We start from the raw sequence: 18,187 nt of genomic DNA on the forward strand, positions 1-18,187 counted from the left end.
GTCAGGTTTGGCCGAAGAAACGCAGCAGTGCTTCGGCCACTGCTGCGGGCTGCTCCTCCGGCAGGAAATGGCCGCAGTGGGCAACCGTCGCGCCTTGCACCTCATCGGCGTAATTGCGCAGTGGGCCAGCCATATCGGCAATCGAGCCCTGATCGGCGCTCAGCGCGAGAACGGGCATCCGCAATTTTCCGCGTGTGCTCAACTCGTGATTCTGGCGCGCCGAAACATCGGCCGCGCGGTAGTAGGCCAACCCCGCGCGTAATCCGCCTTCCTTTGTGAACACACGCAGATATTCGTCGATATCGGCATCCGTGAAGGCTTGCGGATTCGCCGTTTTGCGGCGCAGAAACCACTCCAGATACGCACGCTCCTTGCCCGCTATCAGTAACTCCGGCAGATCGGGAACCGCATGGAAGGCGAAGTGCCAGGTGCGCCACGCGCGCTCGGGCGCGACGGGCAGCGCTTCTGGCAGCGTGATGCCAGGAATGCCGGCATCGAGCAACGCGAGTTTCGACACTTCGTCGCCGAATAGCGCCGCATAGGGGTAAGCGACCCATGCGCCGACGTCGTGGGCGGCGAGGTGGTAGCGGCGCGTTTCGAGCTTGCTGAGCAACGCGTGCAGGGCGGTTGCGAGCGATTGTGTGTCGTAGCCATCTTGTGGGCGGTCGGAGTCGCCTTGACCGGGCAGGTCCGGTGCCATCACTCGATAACGCCTGGCAAGGAGCGGCATGACCTTGCGCCACGAGAACCAGCTTTCCGGATAGCCGGCCAGCAGTACGACAGTTTCCGCTTCCTCCTTTCCGCCGATTACGTAGTGGAGCCGCGTGCCTTCGATGGTTTCGAAGCGATGCTCGAAGCCGGGCAGGATGGGGTCGGGCAACGAGGCCGGACCGTGGTCGATGATGCGTGAGGGCGTACTCATGACGTGAAGCTCTTGTGGGTTTAAGGAACGCAGGCGTAGATTGGAAATAATCATTTCCAAATTAGCTAAATAAAATTTCAACGCAGCAAACGCATGGCTTCGTCGGCGGCGGCTAGCATGTCGCGCTGCGTGCGACCGGATTTGCCGATCAAACGAAAGCCGTGGAGCAGGGCGAGCAAAGTGCGCGCCATGGCCGGGACATGGATTCCCGGTGCGATCGAACCGTCTTTCTGGCCTTGCTGGAGGAGTTCGCGCAGCATCTCTTCGGTGCGTCGCACGGCGCCTTCGATGCGCGTGGCGACTTCGTCGTCGAAAGTGGCGAGCGCCGTTGCGCTGGAAACCACGAGGCATCCGCGCCGGCCCTCGCTGCCGTGGGACGATTCGGCGTAGAAGAGGAGGAGTACGTGGATCTTCTCGCTTGCTTTGGACTGCTTGCCGAGGCGATGGCGCAATTCGGCATTGCGCGTGGTGACGTAGTGGTCGAACGCGGCCAGGAACACCCCGCGCTTGTCGCCGAAGGCCTTGTAGAGACTCCCTGCGGTCAGGCCCGTTGCTTCGCTGAGGTCACCTACGGAGGTGGCGTGGTAGCCGCGCTCGCGGAATACGCGCACGGCCCCATCCACGACGGTTTCCATGTCGAATTCGCGCGGGCGGCCGGGGCTGCGGGCCAGAGGTTGGGATGGGTGCTCGGATGCCATGGGGGAGATTATAGGAAATGTTCATTTCCTAATCAATAGCCCCATTTCAAACACCCTCACTCCACACTCTCCCCCCGCCCCTTATGCTGCGCCGCCAGCCTTTCCTGATGCGTCGGCGGCACCGGATCGTAGTGGCTCAGCTGAATGCTGTAATTCCCATGTCCGCCCGCGAGCGAATTCAGCCGCGATTGATAATCGTTAAGCTCGGCAAGCGGCACCTTCCCCGCAATGACCATAGCCTGCCCGCCCATCGTGCGCGTGCCATGCACCTGTCCACGTCGAGAAGAAAGATCGCCGATGATGTCACCCATCGCGGCCTCGGGCGTCATCACCTCGATATCGACAATCGGTTCGAGCACGATAGGCTGCGCTTTCAGCACCGCATCGATAAACGCCTTGCGCCCCGCGGTAACAAACGCCACTTCCTTCGAATCCACCGGATGGTGCTTGCCGTCGTACACAATCACGCGCACGTCCTGCATGGGAAAGCCCGCGAGCGGCCCGCTGTCGATTACCTGCAAGATGCCTTTCTCCACGGCAGGCATGAACTGCGAAGGAATCGCGCCGCCTTTCACGGCATCCACGAACTCGAAACCCGTACCGCGCGGCAAAGGCTCGACACGCAGCATGACCTCGCCGAACTGGCCCGCGCCGCCCGTCTGCTTCTTGTGGCGGCAATGGCCCTCGGCTTTGCCGCCAATCGTCTCGCGCCACGCGATCGTAGGCGGACGCGTCACGACGTCGAGTTTGTACTGATCGGTGAGCCGCTCCAGCATGTAGCGCAAGTGCAGTTCACCTAGCCCACGGACAACGGTTTCATTGGTCCCTTCGGGGTGATCGATCTGCAGGCAAGGATCTTCCGCCGCGAGCTTTTGCAGCACTTCCCACACGCGTTGCTCATTGCCAGGCCGCGCCGGCTCGATAGCGAGACCGTAAATCGGATTGGGAAACGCAGGCGGCGTGAGGTGGATGTTGCCGTCCTCGGGCGCGTCGTGCAGCACGGCGTCGAAGCCGATGTCGTCGGCCTTCGCCACCGCGCAGATATTGCCGGGCCCCGCACGCTGCACCTCCGTATGCTCCTTGCCCTGTAGCATCAGCAGATGCGCCACCTTGAACGGCTGTCGCGCGTTGCCGATATAAAGCTGGCTGTCACGCGTCACCGTGCCCTGATGAATGCGAAACACGGCCACCTTGCCGATATACGGGTCGATCACGATCTTGAACACATGCGCGAGCACGTGCTTGTCGGCATTCGGCTCGGCGCGCACGGGCTCCTTGCCTTCCTTGCCGTCTACCTCGCGGTAGAACAGCGGTGGATTGCCTTCGGTGACATTCGGCAAGAGCCGCACGAACACGTCGAGCAGTTGCGCGATGCCCGCACCCGTCGTCGTAGAGGTGAAGCACACCGGCACGAGATGCCCTTCGCGCAACGCGCGTTCGAACGGCTCGTGCAGTTGCTCGGGGCTAATGGCTTCGCCTTGTTCGAGGTACAACTCCATCAACTCGGGATCGAGTTCGATCACCTGGTCGACGAGCGCATTGTGCGCGGCTTCCACCGAATAAAAATCGGCCTCGCCCGCAGGGTTGAAAAAGCAGTCCACCACTTCGCGCCCGCCTTGCGCAGGCAAATTGATTGGCAGGCAGGACTTGCCGAAGGTCTCCTGTATCTGCGCGAGCAGTCCCGGCAAATCGACCTTTTCCGCGTCGATGCCGTTCACGATGATCATCCGGCACAGCTTGCGCTGCTGCGCGTACGCCATCATGCGGGTCGTCGTCATTTCGATGCCGGTGCGCGCATTGATGACGATGGCCGCCGTTTCCACCGCGGGCAGCGCGCTCATCGACAGGCCGGCGAAGTCGGGGTAGCCGGGCGTGTCGAGCAGGTAGATGCGCGTGTCCTGGTGGTCGAGATGGGCGATGGCGGAGTTGAGAGAGTGGTGGTACTTGCGTTCGAGGGGATCGAAATCGCACAGGGCGGTGCCGCGATTTACGCTGCCTGGCGCGTGCAGCGCGCCGCCCTGGTGCAGGAGCGCTTCGGCAAGCGAGGTCTTGCCGCAGCCGGCATGGCCGACCAGAGCGATCGTGCGGATGGCTTCGGGACTGTAATCCATGGCCGCCGTCGTCCGTTAGTGGATGTTGGGCAATTATTGGCGATATTTCCGCGCTCTGCCAATCCCAAGCGCAAAAGAAGCGTGCAGGAGCGCGCGCGGTGCGCCGACCTGCTCATTTCGCTGCGCTGCAATATTCAGGTGAACTGCCGAAGGTGTTTCGAAGGCGCAAGCGGCTTAAAACTGAGGGGACGGATCACTCAAGGTTCGCGCGGCGTACCCAAGCGCTCGATTAGTGCATTGAGCAGTTCGATCGGCAGCGGGAAGACGATGGTGGAATTCTTGTCGGCGGCGATGGTGGTGAGCGTCTGCAGATAGCGCAGTTGCATGGCCTGCGGCTGCTTCGCGAGACATTGCGCGGCCTGCAGCAATTTTTCAGATGCCTGCAGTTCGCCTTCCGCGTGGATCACCTTCGCGCGGCGCTCGCGTTCGGCTTCGGCCTGGCGGGCGATGGCGCGAATCATCGTTTCGTTGAGGTCCACGTGCTTGATCTCGACGTTCGACACCTTGATGCCCCACGCATCCGTTTGCGCATCCAGCACTTTCTGGATGTCGGCGTTCAGTTGCTCGCGCTCGGCGAGCAGGGCGTCGAGTTCGTGTTTGCCGAGCACGGCGCGCAGTGTGGTTTGCGCGAGCTGGCTCGTCGCATCCACGTAACGCGCGACCTGAATCACGGCCTTTTCCGGGTCCACCACGCGAAAATAGACCACGGCGTTCACCTTCACCGAAACGTTGTCGCGCGTAATGACGTCCTGCGAAGGCACGTCGAACACCACGGTGCGCAGGTCGATGCGCACCGCCACCTGCACCACGGGAATGATGAGCACGAGGCCCGGCCCCTTGACCTTCCAGAAGCGCCCGAGCATGAACACGACGCCGCGTTCGTACTCCTTGAAGATGCGGATGGACGATAAGGCAATCAGCACCAACAGCGCGATCAGAAGACCCGTGAAGCCGAACGTGAAGCCGATCATGAACGTTCTCCCTTGTCGTGTGCCTTGTCGTTTACCGCGCCGTGCAGCGGGGTGACGGTGAGCGTGAGGCCGCTGCGCGAGCTCACGCGCACGCGGCTGCCGGCGGCGAGCGGCGTGGCGCATGCCACGCGCCAGCGCTCGCCGTGCACGCGCGCCCAGCCCGTGGAAAGCGTTGCGTGGCCGGGCCGCGGGTCGGGATGCAGGCCCTCGTCGATCACTTCGCCAGTGGCGCCTACCATCGCCTCGGCGCCGGTCACCACGGGCCGCCGCCGCGCGCGCAGCGCCACGCTGGAGACGGTGGCGACGAACGCCGCGCCGCCGAGCGCCAGGCCCGCGATGAGCGGTATGGGAATGCCGTAGCCGGGTGCGCTGGTGTCCATCAGCATGAGCGCGCCGATGGCGAACGCCACGATGCCGCCGAAGCCCAGCACGCCGAACGTCGGCAGAAATGCCTCCGCGACGAGGCACGCGAGCCCGAGCAGCACGAGCCCGAGGCCCGCGTAGTTCACGGGCAACAACTGCATGGCGAAGAGGCCCACCAGCAGGCAGGTCGCGCCCGCCACGCCGGGCAGCACGAAGCCGGGGTTCGCGAACTCGAAGAAGAGCCCGTAAATGCCGATGGTCAGCAGAATCAGCGCGACGTTCGGGTCGGCGATGATCGAGAGAAAGCGGTTGCGCCAGTCGGGCGTGACGACTTCGAGCGGCGCGTGGGCGGTGGCTAAGCGCAGCGTGCCCGCCGTGGTCATGACGGTGCGGCCGTCGAGCTGGCGCGCGAGATCCGCGGGGTCCTGCGCGATCAGATCGATCACGTGCTGGTCGCGGGCTTCTTCGTCCGAGAGGCTCACGGCCTCGCGCACCGCACGCTCGCCCCACGCCGCGTTGCGCCCGCGCAGTTGCGCGAGGCCGCGAATGTAGGCGGCGGAGTCGTGCATGACCTTGCGGGCCTCCGTCGATGCGTTGTCGTCAGTGTGCGGGGCCGAGGCGCCGGAGGCTGTCTCGGGCTCGCCTGCCGGGCCACCTGGAAGGCCACCGCCGCCGCCTACGCCAAGCTGCACCGGCGACGCCGCGCCGAGATTCGTCCCCGGCGCCATGGCCGCGAAGTGGCTTGCGTAGACGATATAGGTGCCCGCGCTCGCGGCTCGCGCGCCGCCGGGGGCGACGAACGCCGCGACCGGCACCGGCGAGGCGAGAATCGCTTTGATAATCTGGCGCATCGACGTATCGAGGCCGCCGGGCGTATCCAGTTCGAGGATCGCAAGCGGCGCACGCTCGCGCGCGGCACGCTCCAGCGAGCGGACGATGAAATCGGCGCTGGCGGGCCCGATGGCGCCGTTCACCGTCATGACGACGACGGGCGGGCTCGCCGCCGCGAACGCAGCCGGCACGGCTACCGCGGCCGCCAGGGCGGCCCACGCGACGAGCAAGGCGACGAACACGACGGCACGAGCAAGCCGCGCCGTGAGCGGATGGTGTGGGTGAGCGGGCGGCGCGTCGTGCACCGCGGCATACGAGGGGCGATGATCGCGCATCGGGAGTCCGGAATGTAGCGCACGTTCCGGTTCGCGGATGGGGCAAGAGCCCGATACCTCAAGAGTAGGCGCTTTCCGCCCAAAGCGCGAACCGGCCCGAATGGCGGGAATACGCGCCGAACGTTGCGCCGCACACTGATTGCGCGGCTCCGAAGGCAATGGAGGAATCGAGATTTGGCGTGCCGGGTTTCGTGGCGAACATCCGGTGGCCGGCAAGTCGTTGCTATCGCAACCAAATGGCAAGAGGACTGTGGAAGCGCGCATGCACCCATTCGGCGGCGAGGCCTATGGGCGCGCGAACTGGTGGCTGCGTACGACTCGAACGCGGTCGCGCATTTCATCCTCACGCGCGACCAGGATTCGGTGCGGCGGCGATGGCAGGAACGACGTGCTCACCCGGCGGCGTCTGGACGACCGGCCGGTCACGCATGCGTTGTGTGGCTAGGCGCACGCCTTTGCCGGCGCGCTTCTGGCTGCGCCGGGGTGGCGTCCCAATGCGGCGCGCGCGGATGCCCCGGAAGCCGAGGTTTGGTTGGGCGCCGCATAAAACCCGGCCGCTCGATGCGGCCGCGTGTTACTTCTCGTCCCTCGTTTGTGCGGGCGGGGACGCTGCTGCAGTCGGGCGCGGATTAGTACCAGCGGCGCTGAGCTTCTGCGAGCAGTTCGCAGTATTCGAGGTGACGGTTCAGCGCTTCGGCGCCAAGACGACGCAGTGCAGCCAGGACTTGAGTCACTTTTTCGACGATTGCACCCATGATTTCCTCTTTGCTAGGGTTGGTGCCTAAGGGATAACCCTTATTATAGAGATTTCGGGGCGGAATGCAAGGCGCGAGGAGGCTAAGTGTGCAGTGCAGCGACACTTTTGAATCGTCCCTTATTGGCGTGCTAACGGACCCCGCCTGGCCGGCCGGGCGGGGTCTTGTATCGCATTGTGTCTGGCCGTCTGTCCGACAAACGCGCTTGCAAAAACGGGCCCGCGTGCAAACAAGCCAGATACATCGCGGCGTTCAAATGTCTCCTACGCAAGGTTGATACACAACGGTGCGCAACCACTCACCCAACGTCAGGAGAAACACCATGAAGCTCGCACAATCGCTCGCCGCTGCCGCTCTTGCTGCCCTCGTTGCCGTTCCCGCGCTCTCGTTCGCACAGTCGAGCCAACCGGTGACCCGCGCCGAAGTGAAGGCCGAACTCGTGCAACTCCAGAAGGCCGGCTACAACCCCGCCAGCGATAACACGCAATACCCCGCGAACCTGCAAGCCGCGCTCTCGCGCGTGAGCGCCGAAAGCGGTGCAGCGGCGTCGGCGTTCGGCGGATCGGTCGAGGGTGCGTCCGCAGCAGGCAGCCGCACGCACGCCCGCACCGTAACGAATGCCCCCGGTGCGAATGAGGCCGGCCAGGATGTCGTTGGCCTCGGCCCGATCTACGCTCACTCGTAATTCGCGCGGCACCACGCCGCGAAGTTTGCCGCGCACCGGCAGGCTTCGCGGCGTTGTCGCGTCTATGCCCGGCCCGCTCGTTCCCGATTGCGCGCCGGGCTACTGTTACCATGTGCGTGCGCGCATGCATGCCCGCGCGGCACACGCGAACGCTTTTGACGTTCGGGTTCAAGGCGCATCCATGCGCATCGAGGCGCCATTCGCGCCTGCACCCCGAAGCTCGCACGAGGTCAACATGCCGGGAACCCAGATCCCCACTTCCGCTCGCCCACGCATGATCCTGTTCAGCGCACGGCAGTACGACGTCGATACATTCACCGAAGCGAACACCGCTTTCCAGTACGAATTGCACTACCAGGAATCGCATCTCGATGCCGAAACCGCCGTGATCGCCGACGGCTACGACGTGGTGTGCCCGTTCGTGAACGATACGGTCGACGCCGCCACGCTCGAGCGCCTCCACAAGGGCGGCACGCGACTCGTGGCGCTGCGCTCGGCGGGCTTCAATCACGTCGATCTTGCCGCGGCGCAGCGTCTTGGCATCACCGTCGCGAGAGTGCCCGCGTACTCGCCGCATGCGGTGGCCGAACATGCCGTCGGGCTGATCCTCGCGCTTAACCGCAAGCTGCCGCGCGCCGTGTCGCGCACGCGCGAAGGCGACTTCTCGCTTGCCGGGCTGCTCGGTTTCGACCTGCATGGGAAGACGGCCGGCGTGATCGGCACGGGCATTATCGGCCGGTGTTTTGCGCGCATCATGGCGGGCTTCGGCATGCAGGTTCTGGCCCATGACCCGGGCACGCCGGCCGCCGACTTGCTGGCGCTCGGCGCGCGCTACGTGCCGCTCGATACGCTGCTTGCGCAGTCCGACGTGGTGAGCCTGCATTGCCCGCTCGTGCCGGCAACCCGTCATCTGATCGACCGTCACGCACTCGCGAAGATGAAGCGCGGCGCCATGCTCATCAACACCGGACGCGGCGGGCTCGTGGAGAGCAGTGCGCTCGTGGATGCGCTCAAGAGCGGCCAGCTGGGTCATCTCGGCCTCGACGTGTACGAGGAAGAAGGCGGCCTGTTCTTCGAGGACCACTCAGATGCGCCGTTGCAAGACGACGTGCTCGCGCGTCTCCTGATGTTTCCGAACGTGATCGTCACGTCGCACCAGGCGTTCTTCACGCGCGAGGCGATGAGCGAGATTGCGCAAACGACGCTGCGCAACGTGGAGGCCTGGCGTAACGGTTCGCCGGGCAATCTCGTGGACGCGCCGCACGGCTAACGCGCAACGCACACGGCAGCACGCAAAAGCGAAGCGGGGCGCGCGCAAGCCGCCGCTTCTTTGCTTGCTACTGCTGCGCGATCACGCCTCGACCACGCTGAGCGTGACGTCGATGTTGCCGCGCGTCGCCTTCGAGTAGGGGCAGATCTGGTGTGCCGTTTCGACGATGCGCTGTGCCGTCTCGCGATCGATGCCGGGCAGCGTCACGTTCAGGCGGCCGCGCAGCTTGAAAGCGTCGTCGGCGTTGACGAGGTCGATCTCGGCGTCGACCGCCACGTCGCGCGGCAGCGTCGTGCCGAGCTGGGTGGCTGCGCGGCCCATCGCGCCGATGAAGCACGCCGACCAGCCCGCCGCGAACATCTGCTCCGGGTTCGTGCCCGGCGCGCTCGAACCGGGCGGCGAGAGCTTCACGTCCAGACGCCCGTCTTCGCTGCGGGCCGCGCCGTCGCGGCCGCCGGTCGTGTGGGTCTTGCCGGTGTACAGCACTTTTTCTGCCTGAGTCATGGTGTTTATTTCCTGAGGTTAGCGTCGTGAGGCCAATGATTTAGCTGCCGCGATACAGCTGCTGGAGCGCGGCGAGCTGGCCGTCGTGCTGCGCCTGAACCAGTTCCTGGCGAACCTGTGCACGCGTGATCTTTGCGTTCGCTGCATTGCTGGCGGGCGTCCATGCCTGACTTTGCTGAACCACAGCTTGTGCGGCTCCCGTCTGGGCGGGCATGGCGGCGAAGACCGGAGCGGCTGCGAGGACTGCGGCGCTGGCGGCAACGGCGAGGGCGAGCTTCGATACGTTCATGACTTTCTCCTGGGAAGGGTTTGGAAATCCGTCCGGTCATCAGCAAGTTCCGGCGTTGATGCATTACAACCACCGGACGTATCTGCCGTGTTTCATGAACGCCGCGTTTTGCAAGGGTATGTGTCTGGCCTCGGCGCTTATACATTGCGATACAAGCCCGCCGCTCGTGCAAGCCCGCCCGCGTCGCGTCGATCCTGCCACGCCGACGTTTTTTGATTCGTTTTGTGTACGCGCTCACAACAGACACATTGGGATACATGGCGATTTTCCTGCCCGGTTATAAATTCACCGAGGCGTTTTGCCTGCCGCCGCGAGCGCGATCGACCGATTCGAGCGATCTGCTGCCGCTGGCTAATCAACGAGGCCAAGCCGTTCGGGCGCGGCCTGCATGCACATCAAGGAGAAGTGGTCATGTCAGATCCCGTCAACGTCCGGCGCCGTCGCCTTCTCGGCACGTCGCTTGCCGGCCTCACCCTCGCGGACTTTGCTTTCGGCGGTCTCGCGCACGCGCAGTCGGCTGGCGGCACGGAGGGCAACACGCGCACGGGCAACGGCGTATCGTTCGGCCCGATCAAGCAGATCAACGCGGGCCTGCTCAATGTGGGCTACGCCGAAGCGGGACCGAAAAACGGCCCCGTGGTGATCCTGCTGCACGGCTGGCCGTACGACATCCATAGCTATGTCGAGGTCGCGCCGATGCTGGCCGCGTCGGGCTATCGCGTGATCGTGCCGTATCTGCGCGGCTACGGCAGCACGCGCATTCTCTCGGACGACACGCCGCGCAACGGCCAGCAGGCTGTCACCGCTGTCGATCTCATCGCGTTCATGGATGCCCTGAAGATCGATCAGGCCATTCTGGGCGGCTACGACTGGGGCGCGCGCACGGCGAACATCGTCGCGGCGCTGTGGCCCGAGCGCGTGAAGGGGATGGTCTCCGTGAGCGGCTATCTGATCGGCAGCCAGGAGGCGAACCGCAAGCCGCTGCCGCCGCAAGCCGAGTTGCAGTGGTGGTACCAGTTCTACTTCTCGACCGAGCGCGGCGCGCAGGGTTATGCCGCGAATCGTGACGCTTTCAACAAGCTGATCTGGCAACTCGCCTCTCCGAAGTGGAACTTCGACGACGCGACCTACGAGCGCAGCGCAGCTTCCTTCCAGAATCCGGACCACGTGGCCATCGTGATCTCCAACTACCGTTGGCGCCTCGGGCTCGTGCAGGGTGAAGCGAAATACGACAGCCTCGAGCAGCGTCTCGCCGCCGCGCCGGCCATTACCGTGCCGACCATCACGCTCGAAGGCGACGCGAACGGCGCGCCGCATCCCGCCCCGGCCGCTTACGCGAAGAAGTTCACGGGCAAGTATCTGCACCGCAATATCGATGGCGGCATTGGCCACAATCTCCCGCAGGAAGCGCCCAAGGAGTTCGCGCAAGCCATCCTGCAAGTCACGCATCTGTGATGGGCGCGGCGATGCAAGCACGTTTTTTCAAGCATCGCGCGCTCCTCGCAGGCGCGCTGCTCGCGGGTCTCGCGCAGGGTCCCGCCGCATCGGCCCGGCAAGGCGCGCAAGCGCAGTCGCAACCGCTGGGGCAGGCCGCTTCGCCGATCTACGGCGTGACGATTCCGCCCGGCTACCGCAAGTGGGAAATGATCGCGCCGGCCGAGGAGGCCGCGCCGCTCGACGAACTGCGCGTGGTGCTCGGCAATCCGCTTGCGATCAAGGCCATCGAGAATTCAACGCTGCCGTATCCCGACGGCACGATCCTCGTGAAGCTTGCGTACAAGCGTAAGCAGTCCGACGATTTCGGGCCGGCCACGGTGCCGGGCCAGCCCACGACCGTGCAGGTCATGGTGAAGGACTCGCGCCGCTATGCGTCAACGGGCGGCTGGGGATACGGGCGCTTCATCAACGACGTGCCGGCCAACGAGGCCCAGCATCAAACCTGCTTTGCATGCCACGCTTCGAAGGTGAAGGATCGCGACTGCGTGTTTACGCGATTCGCGCCTTGATGGGATGCGGGGGCTCTTGATACAGGATCGATGACATAATCCCGCAGTCGTCGTCAAACTGATCGGGAGAGCTCCATGCAGCGGACATACCGCGGAAGTTGCCATTGCCAGTCGGTGAAGTTCGAAGCCCTAATCGATTTCAGCAAGGGCACGGGAAGATGCAACTGCAGTTTCTGCGGAAAACTCCGCCTCTGGCTCGTCCAGGTTCGCCCGGAAGCCTTCGTTCTACTCTCGGGTGAAAGCGATCTTACGCATTACGAAGGGAAAAACCCGGTAGCCCATCATCCGTTTTGTCGACACTGCGGTGTGCACGTATTCGACCGCGTCGATATGCCGAACGGAACGGGCTACCCTTACATCAACGTGAACATCGTGTGCATCGACGACTTCGACTTGCATGAAGCCCTGGACGCACCGATCTCCTATGCCAATGGTCTCGCGAATGACTGGGGCAATCCGCCTCGGGAAACGCGGCATCTTTGAGGGTATTCAATGAGGCGGCGTGGCCTCAGGGCGCTCGTCCCGTATATTGAGCGATGCCGGGCCCGCGGGCGTCCAGTTGATGTCGTTCACACGTGAACTGAGCGCATTCGGCGTGGAATCGCGAAGGTTCATCGAGCGTTCCAGCGTAGATCGTCACGATTTCCGGCGCATGCTGCGGCGTGCCAAGGAGCGGGCTGCCGCAATGCGCACAAGAATTTCGCGTAGTTGGCATGCCGCTGCCGCCGGTTATCGTGTAAGACCGGATTTCGCCTTCGAACGAGAATTCGGCCGCGTCTCTTCGCTCGCGATCACGCCTCAAACGTCCAATGCTGCTGCTGGTATCCGCAAATACGTAGCGCCTTGTGATCGCCGCCGCCCCAGAAGCCGGAGCGGCGGCGCCAGTCGATCATCCTTGCTTGCCCTGAATGCCCAGCAGATCGCGAATCTTTTGCTCGGTCTGCGCGTAATCCCCTTCGCCGAAATGGGTATAAACGAGCTTGCCGTTCTGGTCGATGAGATAGACCGCCGGCCAGTACTGATTGCCATAGGCGTTCCACGTCGCGTAACCGTTGTCCTGCGCGACAGGGTACGTAATGCCGTATTGCTTGATCGCCTTCTGCAGGTTGCCGGTGTCGCGCTCGAACGAATACTCGGGCGTGTGCACGCCGACCACCACGAGACCTTTGTCGCGATAGCGCGCGTCCAGCTCCTTGATGTGCGGGATCGTGTGCGCGCAGTTGATGCAGTCGAAGGTCCAGAAGTCGACGAGCACGACCTTGCCGTGCAACTGCTTGAGGTCGAGCGGCGGGCTGTTGAGCCAGTTGTTGATGCCGGTGAAATTGGGCGCCTGCGCGCCGGTTTGCAGCGCGGCCGAGCCGCCCGACGGCGCTTGGCCCGAGGCGTATGCGGTGAGCCCGACGGTGGCGGCGAGGCCGATGACAACCGCGGCTATCTTGAGACGAGAGATCATGAGGGTTCTCCTTGTGTGGACGACGAGCGTATTGAAACGCTCCCACGTATCTGGCTCGTGTCCCGCTTGCGGCACTGTTGAAACGTAGTGTGTCGCCGCCAGGGCGCGATACGTAGAGATACAAATCGTCCGCTGCGCGTCCATAGCCTCGCGCGCGCCGCTGCACGCGTTGCGCGTGTTTGTATCCGCGTGTATCCAACCGCTTTCGCGATACATGACGATGCACGACGCACGCGTTCCAGACATTCCCCGGATACATGCTCGCGCTGAAATACCGCACATGGCAAGTCCGCCGACATTCGTCTGGAGACCGAACTCATGTTACTCATCGTCATCGCTTTCGTGGGCGGTGCGTTCACCGTCCTGAGCCCCTGCATCCTGCCGGTTGTGCCGTTCGTGTTCGCGCGTTCCGAAGAGCCTTTCCTGACAGGCCGGCTGCCCATGCTGCTCGGCCTGGCGCTCACGTTCGCGCTGCTCACCGGTCTCGGTGCCGCCGGCCTGAACGGCGCGGCGCAGTTGAGCGAGTACGGTCGCTGGATCGCGCTCGGGCTGTTCGCGCTGTTCGGCGCGGCGCTGCTCTTTCCCGCGCTCGCCACGCGCCTCTCTGTCCCGCTCACAACGCTCGCCGACCGCTTCATGGCGCGCTCTCAAGACGATGGCGCGTCGCGCCGCATCGGCTCCGCTGTGCTGCTCGGCGCCGCCACGGGCCTGCTCTGGGCGCCGTGCGCCGGGCCGATCCTCGGTCTCATCATCACCGGCGCGGCCCGCCAAGGTGTGACCTGGCAGACGTGGGCCGCGCTCGCGGCCTATGCCGTGGGCGCCGCCAGTTCGCTCGCGGTGGTGGCGGGCCTCGGCCATCGCGCGATGACCGCGCTCAAGCGCTCGCTCGGCGTGGGCGAGCATGTGCGGCGCGCGATGGGTGCGCTCGTGCTCCTCACGGTCGGCGCGATCGCGCTGGGTGTGGATACGCGCTTGCTTGCGCTGGTGCCGGGCGCGCCGACCAATGGCGTGGAGGCGCGCCTCGTCGATTTGCTTGCGGCCCCCGCCGTGGCACGGCAAACGCCGCGCGCGGAACCAGTGCGTCATGAGGAGCGGGAAGCCCGGGCACGTCCTGCGGTACAAGACGTACAAGCGGCCCACATTGTGCGCGTGTCGCTGCCGGCCCCAGCGCCCGCCGTCGATCTTCCGGTGGAAGGCCGCCTGCCAGCGCTCGACGGCGCGAACGCGTGGCTCAATTCCGCGCCGCTCACGCCCGAAGCGCTGCGCGGCAAGGTCGTGCTGGTCAACTTCTGGACCTATTCGTGCATCAACTGCCTGCGAACCTTGCCGTATCTGAAGACGTGGGCCGACCGCTACCGCAACGACGGCCTGGTCGTGATCGGCGTGCACACGCCGGAGTTCGGCTTCGAGCATGACACGGGCAACGTCAAGCGGGCGTTGGCCAACCTGGACATCCGCTATCCCGTTGCCGTGGACAGCGGCTACCGCATCTGGAACGCCTTCGGCAACCAGTACTGGCCGGCGTTCTATCTCGTCGATGCCCAGGGCCGCGTCCGCTATCACCACTTCGGCGAAGGCGACTATGCGCAGGCCGAACAGGCGATTCAGCAATTGCTGGCCGACAACGGCCGCGCCACGCCCGCGGCCACGCAGAAAGCACCGCAGGCCAGCGGCGCGATGGCCCCGGCTGATCAGCGCGACATCGGCTCGGGCGAAACGTATGTGGGGTATCGCGAGGCGCAGGACAATGCGAACGCGGAGCGCGTGCAGGCCGATACGGCCGCAACGTACACATTGCCGGGGCAGCTCGGTTTGAACCAGTGGGCGTTCGGCGGGCAGTGGAACGTGGGCGCCGAGTCCGCCGTGGCGGCCGCGCCGCAGGCGAGCATCGCCTATCGCTTCCATGCGCGCGACCTGCATCTGGTGCTCGCGCCCACCGCCGACGGCAAGCCCGTGCGCTTTCGCGTCAGTATCGACGGCGCGCCGCCGGGCGCCGCGCACGGCGCCGATGTCGCAGCGGACGGCAGCGGCGTCGCCACGAGCGCGCGCCTGTATCAGCTCGTGCGCCAGTCCGGTCGCATCGAGGATCACACCTTCGAGATCCGCTTTCTCGACCCGGGCGCGCAAGTCTACAGCTTCACGTTCGGCTGATACGCGCAAAGCCATGCCGCGCCGCCGTGCCCTCGCGGGCCCGGCGGCGTTTGCGTTGCGGCCCGTGGCGCGCATCACTCGGGGCTTTTTGTAGTGCAATGTATCTGCGCGCAATTCGGACACGTTCATATGCAAACCGCGCCCCAAATGGAAACACGGCAGATACATCCGGACGTTCAAATACACCTATGCCAGCTCGATACACCTCTCGCGCTGAACAGAACCCGGTTTGAACCCGATCGCTGTCTACCTCATTCCTCTTTGGAGAACGTCATGAAAGCCCTCAAGCTCCTCGCCCTCGCAGCTCTCGCCGCCGCCCCGGTTGTTTCGTTCGCTCAGTCGAACGAGCCCGTCACCCGTGCGCAGGTGCGCGCCGAACTCGTGCAGTTGCAGAAAGCCGGCTACAACCCGGCCGCCGACGAAACCCAATACCCGAGCAACATCCAGGCAGCGCTGGCGCGCGTGGAAGCCACCCAGGTCGCGCAGCAAGCCGCCTTGTCGTCGTATGGCGGTGTGGCGGCTGGCGCGTCAGATGCGTCCGCTCCGCGCGTGCCGCATCGCAACGCGAACGCCGCGCGCGCCACGCAGGACGATATCCCCGGCCTCGGCCCGATCTACGCGCATTCGTAATCCGCCTTTCCCGACCCACCGAACGACCCGATAAGAGAAGAGAGAAAAACGATGGCTTCGATCAAGCAGATTTTCACGTCCGTGGCGCTCCTCGGCGGCCTGTTCGCGCTGCAACCGGCGCATGCCGCGGCGCCACAGGATCTGAAAGGCACCAACGTGGTGCTGGTGCACGGCGCCTTTGCCGACGGCTCCAGCTGGAGCCGCGTGATTCCGCTGCTCGAAGCGCGCGGCCTGCACGTCGTGGCCGTGCAGAACCCGCTCAGCTCGCTCGCTGACGACACGAGCGCAACGAAGCGCGTGATCGAGCAGCAGAAGGGCCCGGTGGTGCTGGTCGGCCACTCGTGGGCGGGCGTCGTGATCAGCGAAGCCGGCAACGACGAGAAAGTGAAGTCGCTCGTGTATGTGGCGGCATTCGCACCCGACAACGGCCAGTCGATCGCCGATATCACACAGGGCCAGCCGGACGCGCCCTGGGCGAGCGAACTGCGCAAAGACTCGGCGGGCTATCTGACGCTCTCCGACAAGGCGATTCGCCAGGACTTCGCGCCCGACCTGCCGCCCGCGCAGCAACGCATCGTGGCGGCCACGCAGGACCCGTGGTTCAGCGGCGCACTCTCGCAGAAGGTCACGCAGGCCGCGTGGCATGACAAGCCGTCGTATTTCGTCGTGACGGCGCGCGACCGCATGATCGACCCCGCGCTGCAGGAATCGATGGCGAAGCACATCGGCGCGAAGGTGACGCGCGTGAACGGCAGCCACGTCTCGATGCTGAGCCAGCCGAAGGCCGTGGCCGACGCGATCATCGACGCGGCAGAGCACACGCAGAAGGACGCAAAGTAACCGGCCCGCGCCGGCCAGACAGTGGAAGCGTTTCCTCTGTCTGGCCGCTCGCCTGCCACCGTCATCGCACCCGAGGAGCACCTGAATGCAGCGCTGGGTACAGGGACTGATAATCTGCACACTTCCGTCATCGTCCGGAATGCCCGCCGTGCGCCCATTCAGTGCCCTCATCATGCTCGTCGGCGTCCTGCTCGCATCGGCAGGCTATGGCGCGACGTTCCTGTTCTCCATGCGCGTGCACGCCATCGGCGGGAACGACATCAACACCGGCGTGGCGCTCGCGGGCGCCGCGCTCGGCACCTTCGTGGGCGTCTCGCTCACGGGCTGGGTTGCCCAGCATGTGGGCGCGGCGCGCATGGCCGCGCTCGCGGCGCTCTGCGTGGGCGCGGGCGTGGTGAGCTTCGCGCTTGTCGCGCACGTGAGCAGCTTCGACGTCGTGCCCGGTTTCCTCGTGGGCTTCGGCTGGGGCGCGTTCTGTCTGGCCGCGCCCATGGCGCTCGCCGAGCGCACGAACGACGTCGAGCGCGGCCTCTGGTTCCTGCGCTTCGCCACCATGCAGATGACGGGCATCGGCGCGAGTCCGGCGCTCGCGGGGTTTGCGATCCGCTTCTGGCGCATGCCGCTTGGCGGCGTGCTCTACGCGATCGGCGGTCTGTGCGTGCTGGCGGCCTTCCTGCTCGAACTATTCGGCAGGCTCGCGCCGCACGTGCGCTCCACTTCCGCGACGCAGGAGCCGGCCTCGCCAGCTCCGTGGCTCCTGAAGATGGGCGTGATCGCCCGCACGCGCGCGGTGTATCCCATTGTCATCATCGCGCTGGGCGGCTGCGTGTTCTCGGGCCTCATGACGTTCCAGATGTCGCTCGTGCAAGGCACCGAGGCGAAAGCGACCACCTTCTTCAGCGTCTACACGGTGACGGTCGTCGCCACGCGCTGGCTGCTCTCGCGCGTGGTCATCAAGATGCGCTCCGAAACCGCGACGAAAGTGCTGCTCACCATGATGGTGATGGGCAGCGCGGCGATGTTCGTCGTACCGTTTCACGTACTGTTTCAATCGGCGGCGGCGGTGCTGCTGGGCACCGGGTACGGGCTCGCCTACCCGATCGTCCAGCTCCAGGCCGTCAACGACTCCGTTGCCGCGCACCGCCGCGCCGCGCTCACGTGGTTCGTCGCGGCGTACTTCGTGGGCGCGTTCGGGTTTCCGAGCGTCGGCGGCTGGGTGCTGGTGCACGGCGGCCGGGCGGCGCTGCTCGCGCTCATCGCGGCGTGCGGACTCGCGGCGCTCGCGCTGGCGGTCCTGCGCGACCGGCGGCGTGGCGAGACGTTATCGGCCAACGCCTGAACAGGCCCTGGCCATTCTCAATTGGCTAACGAAC

19 protein-coding genes and 2 pseudogenes are annotated in these 18,187 nt (G+C 65.1%); 10 read left to right on the forward strand and 11 right to left on the reverse strand.

Features of this window, described 5'->3' with window-relative positions; translation table 11 throughout:
* Position 1: 1 nt before the first annotated feature.
* From M3I54_RS03225 to M3I54_RS03245, 5 genes are all read right to left on the reverse strand, one after another.
* A complete protein-coding gene (locus tag M3I54_RS03225) occupies positions 2-922 on the reverse strand; it encodes an alpha/beta fold hydrolase (protein WP_254332965.1) in 921 nt (306 codons plus the stop codon).
* Positions 923-999: 77 nt separating this feature from the next.
* Entirely contained in the window at positions 1,000-1,557 is a 558-nt protein-coding gene (locus M3I54_RS03230; protein WP_254332967.1) for a TetR/AcrR family transcriptional regulator, read from the reverse strand.
* 119 nt (positions 1,558-1,676) lie between these two features.
* Positions 1,677-3,731 carry an elongation factor G gene (gene fusA / locus M3I54_RS03235; protein ID WP_254332970.1) on the reverse strand — a complete coding sequence of 685 codons (2,055 nt, stop codon included), beginning with the start codon at positions 3,729-3,731 and terminating at the stop codon, positions 1,677-1,679.
* Positions 3,732-3,928: 197 nt separating this feature from the next.
* Positions 3,929-4,702: a slipin family protein gene (locus M3I54_RS03240; protein WP_254332972.1), complete on the reverse strand. Its 774-nt coding sequence runs from the start codon at positions 4,700-4,702 to the stop codon at positions 3,929-3,931.
* Positions 4,699-6,231: a nodulation protein NfeD gene (locus M3I54_RS03245; RefSeq protein ID WP_254332974.1), complete on the reverse strand. Its 1,533-nt coding sequence runs from the start codon at positions 6,229-6,231 to the stop codon at positions 4,699-4,701. The genes M3I54_RS03240 and M3I54_RS03245 overlap by 4 nt, the downstream gene beginning before the upstream one ends.
* Positions 6,232-6,519: 288 nt before the next feature.
* Between M3I54_RS03245 and M3I54_RS03250 the strand changes: the two are divergent.
* Positions 6,520-6,609: pseudogene (locus tag M3I54_RS03250) on the forward strand (metal ABC transporter substrate-binding protein); the annotation flags it as partial.
* A 251-nt stretch (positions 6,610-6,860) separates the two neighbouring features.
* On the opposite strand, the gene M3I54_RS44770 reads toward M3I54_RS03250, so the two are convergent.
* Entirely contained in the window at positions 6,861-6,986 is a 126-nt protein-coding gene (locus M3I54_RS44770; protein ID WP_266232470.1) for a hypothetical protein, read from the reverse strand.
* 322 nt (positions 6,987-7,308) lie between these two features.
* On the opposite strand from M3I54_RS44770, the gene M3I54_RS03255 reads away from it, so the two are divergent.
* Positions 7,309-7,671: a DUF4148 domain-containing protein gene (locus M3I54_RS03255; protein WP_254332975.1), complete on the forward strand. Its 363-nt coding sequence runs from the start codon at positions 7,309-7,311 to the stop codon at positions 7,669-7,671.
* Between the two features lie 235 nt (positions 7,672-7,906).
* Positions 7,907-8,941, forward strand: a complete 1,035-nt coding sequence (locus M3I54_RS03260) for a 2-hydroxyacid dehydrogenase (protein WP_254332977.1) — start codon at positions 7,907-7,909, stop codon at positions 8,939-8,941.
* An 81-nt stretch (positions 8,942-9,022) separates the two neighbouring features.
* Here the strand turns inward: M3I54_RS03260 and M3I54_RS03265 are convergent, their stop codons facing one another.
* Both M3I54_RS03265 and M3I54_RS03270 read right to left on the reverse strand, forming a co-directional pair.
* A complete protein-coding gene (locus tag M3I54_RS03265) occupies positions 9,023-9,445 on the reverse strand; it encodes an organic hydroperoxide resistance protein (protein ID WP_254332979.1) in 423 nt (140 codons plus the stop codon).
* A 40-nt stretch (positions 9,446-9,485) separates the two neighbouring features.
* On the reverse strand, positions 9,486-9,734 hold the full coding sequence (locus M3I54_RS03270) for a DUF4148 domain-containing protein (RefSeq protein ID WP_254332981.1): 249 nt from the start codon (positions 9,732-9,734) through the stop codon (positions 9,486-9,488).
* Positions 9,735-10,145: 411 nt separating this feature from the next.
* Between M3I54_RS03270 and M3I54_RS03275 the strand changes: the two genes are divergently transcribed.
* The 3 genes from M3I54_RS03275 to M3I54_RS03285 all read left to right on the forward strand — a co-directional run bounded on the left by M3I54_RS03275 (position 10,146) and on the right by M3I54_RS03285 (position 12,223).
* Positions 10,146-11,189, forward strand: coding sequence for an alpha/beta fold hydrolase (locus tag M3I54_RS03275; RefSeq protein ID WP_254332983.1), 1,044 nt, complete (start codon positions 10,146-10,148; stop codon positions 11,187-11,189).
* Between the two features lie 11 nt (positions 11,190-11,200).
* Positions 11,201-11,740: a cytochrome P460 family protein gene (locus tag M3I54_RS03280; RefSeq protein WP_254332985.1), complete on the forward strand. Its 540-nt coding sequence runs from the start codon at positions 11,201-11,203 to the stop codon at positions 11,738-11,740.
* A gap of 75 nt (positions 11,741-11,815) precedes the next feature.
* Positions 11,816-12,223 (forward strand): GFA family protein, encoded by a 408-nt coding sequence (locus M3I54_RS03285; protein ID WP_254332987.1) that lies wholly within the window; start codon positions 11,816-11,818, stop codon positions 12,221-12,223.
* 6 nt (positions 12,224-12,229) lie between these two features.
* On the opposite strand, the gene M3I54_RS44775 is transcribed toward M3I54_RS03285, so the two are convergent.
* The 3 genes and pseudogenes from M3I54_RS44775 to M3I54_RS03295 all read right to left on the reverse strand — a co-directional run bounded on the left by M3I54_RS44775 (position 12,230) and on the right by M3I54_RS03295 (position 13,193).
* Entirely contained in the window at positions 12,230-12,355 is a 126-nt protein-coding gene (locus M3I54_RS44775; protein WP_302058827.1) for a hypothetical protein, read from the reverse strand.
* A gap of 16 nt (positions 12,356-12,371) precedes the next feature.
* Positions 12,372-12,455 (reverse strand): annotated as a pseudogene (locus M3I54_RS03290) (aldehyde-activating protein); the annotation flags it as partial.
* 174 nt (positions 12,456-12,629) lie between these two features.
* On the reverse strand, positions 12,630-13,193 hold the full coding sequence (locus tag M3I54_RS03295) for a thioredoxin family protein (RefSeq protein ID WP_254332989.1): 564 nt from the start codon (positions 13,191-13,193) through the stop codon (positions 12,630-12,632).
* A 318-nt stretch (positions 13,194-13,511) separates the two neighbouring features.
* On the opposite strand from M3I54_RS03295, the gene M3I54_RS03300 reads away from it, so the two are divergent.
* The 4 genes from M3I54_RS03300 (at position 13,512) to M3I54_RS03315 (ending at position 18,153) form a co-directional block, all read left to right on the forward strand.
* A complete protein-coding gene (locus M3I54_RS03300; protein ID WP_254332991.1) occupies positions 13,512-15,344 on the forward strand; it encodes a cytochrome c biogenesis protein DipZ in 1,833 nt (610 codons plus the stop codon).
* Between the two features lie 273 nt (positions 15,345-15,617).
* Positions 15,618-15,974 (forward strand): DUF4148 domain-containing protein, encoded by a 357-nt coding sequence (locus M3I54_RS03305; RefSeq protein WP_254332992.1) that lies wholly within the window; start codon positions 15,618-15,620, stop codon positions 15,972-15,974.
* A gap of 51 nt (positions 15,975-16,025) precedes the next feature.
* Positions 16,026-16,814, forward strand: a complete 789-nt coding sequence (locus M3I54_RS03310; RefSeq protein ID WP_254332993.1) for an alpha/beta fold hydrolase — start codon at positions 16,026-16,028, stop codon at positions 16,812-16,814.
* A gap of 148 nt (positions 16,815-16,962) precedes the next feature.
* Positions 16,963-18,153, forward strand: coding sequence for an MFS transporter (locus M3I54_RS03315; protein ID WP_254332994.1), 1,191 nt, complete (start codon positions 16,963-16,965; stop codon positions 18,151-18,153).
* Positions 18,154-18,187: the final 34 nt, after the last annotated feature.

Source organism: Paraburkholderia sp. CNPSo 3274, from assembly GCF_024206475.1.
In the GTDB taxonomy this organism is placed as follows: Bacteria; Pseudomonadota; Gammaproteobacteria; order Burkholderiales; family Burkholderiaceae; genus Paraburkholderia.

Bases quoted from the DNA above. Each gene is read 5' to 3' on its own strand.
- M3I54_RS03265 (WP_254332979.1), bottom strand. From the start codon at position 9,445: ATGACTCAGGCAGAAAAAGTGCTGTACACCGGCAAGACCCACACGACC.
- M3I54_RS03280 (WP_254332985.1), top strand. From the start codon at position 11,201: ATGCAAGCACGTTTTTTCAAGCATCGCGCGCTCCTCGCAGGCGCGCTG.
- M3I54_RS03305 (WP_254332992.1), top strand. From the start codon at position 15,618: ATGAAAGCCCTCAAGCTCCTCGCCCTCGCAGCTCTCGCCGCCGCCCCG.
- M3I54_RS03245 (WP_254332974.1), bottom strand. From the start codon at position 6,231: ATGCGCGATCATCGCCCCTCGTATGCCGCGGTGCACGACGCGCCGCCC.
- M3I54_RS03310 (WP_254332993.1), top strand. From the start codon at position 16,026: ATGGCTTCGATCAAGCAGATTTTCACGTCCGTGGCGCTCCTCGGCGGC.
- M3I54_RS03285 (WP_254332987.1), top strand. From the start codon at position 11,816: ATGCAGCGGACATACCGCGGAAGTTGCCATTGCCAGTCGGTGAAGTTC.
- M3I54_RS44775 (WP_302058827.1), bottom strand. From the start codon at position 12,355: ATGAACCTTCGCGATTCCACGCCGAATGCGCTCAGTTCACGTGTGAAC.
- M3I54_RS03275 (WP_254332983.1), top strand. From the start codon at position 10,146: ATGTCAGATCCCGTCAACGTCCGGCGCCGTCGCCTTCTCGGCACGTCG.
- M3I54_RS03255 (WP_254332975.1), top strand. From the start codon at position 7,309: ATGAAGCTCGCACAATCGCTCGCCGCTGCCGCTCTTGCTGCCCTCGTT.
- M3I54_RS03240 (WP_254332972.1), bottom strand. From the start codon at position 4,702: ATGATCGGCTTCACGTTCGGCTTCACGGGTCTTCTGATCGCGCTGTTG.
- M3I54_RS03225 (WP_254332965.1), bottom strand. From the start codon at position 922: ATGAGTACGCCCTCACGCATCATCGACCACGGTCCGGCCTCGTTGCCC.
- M3I54_RS03260 (WP_254332977.1), top strand. From the start codon at position 7,907: ATGCCGGGAACCCAGATCCCCACTTCCGCTCGCCCACGCATGATCCTG.
- M3I54_RS03270 (WP_254332981.1), bottom strand. From the start codon at position 9,734: ATGAACGTATCGAAGCTCGCCCTCGCCGTTGCCGCCAGCGCCGCAGTC.
- M3I54_RS44770 (WP_266232470.1), bottom strand. From the start codon at position 6,986: ATGGGTGCAATCGTCGAAAAAGTGACTCAAGTCCTGGCTGCACTGCGT.
- M3I54_RS03295 (WP_254332989.1), bottom strand. From the start codon at position 13,193: ATGATCTCTCGTCTCAAGATAGCCGCGGTTGTCATCGGCCTCGCCGCC.
- M3I54_RS03230 (WP_254332967.1), bottom strand. From the start codon at position 1,557: ATGGAAACCGTCGTGGATGGGGCCGTGCGCGTATTCCGCGAGCGCGGC.
- fusA (WP_254332970.1), bottom strand. From the start codon at position 3,731: ATGGATTACAGTCCCGAAGCCATCCGCACGATCGCTCTGGTCGGCCAT.
- M3I54_RS03300 (WP_254332991.1), top strand. From the start codon at position 13,512: ATGTTACTCATCGTCATCGCTTTCGTGGGCGGTGCGTTCACCGTCCTG.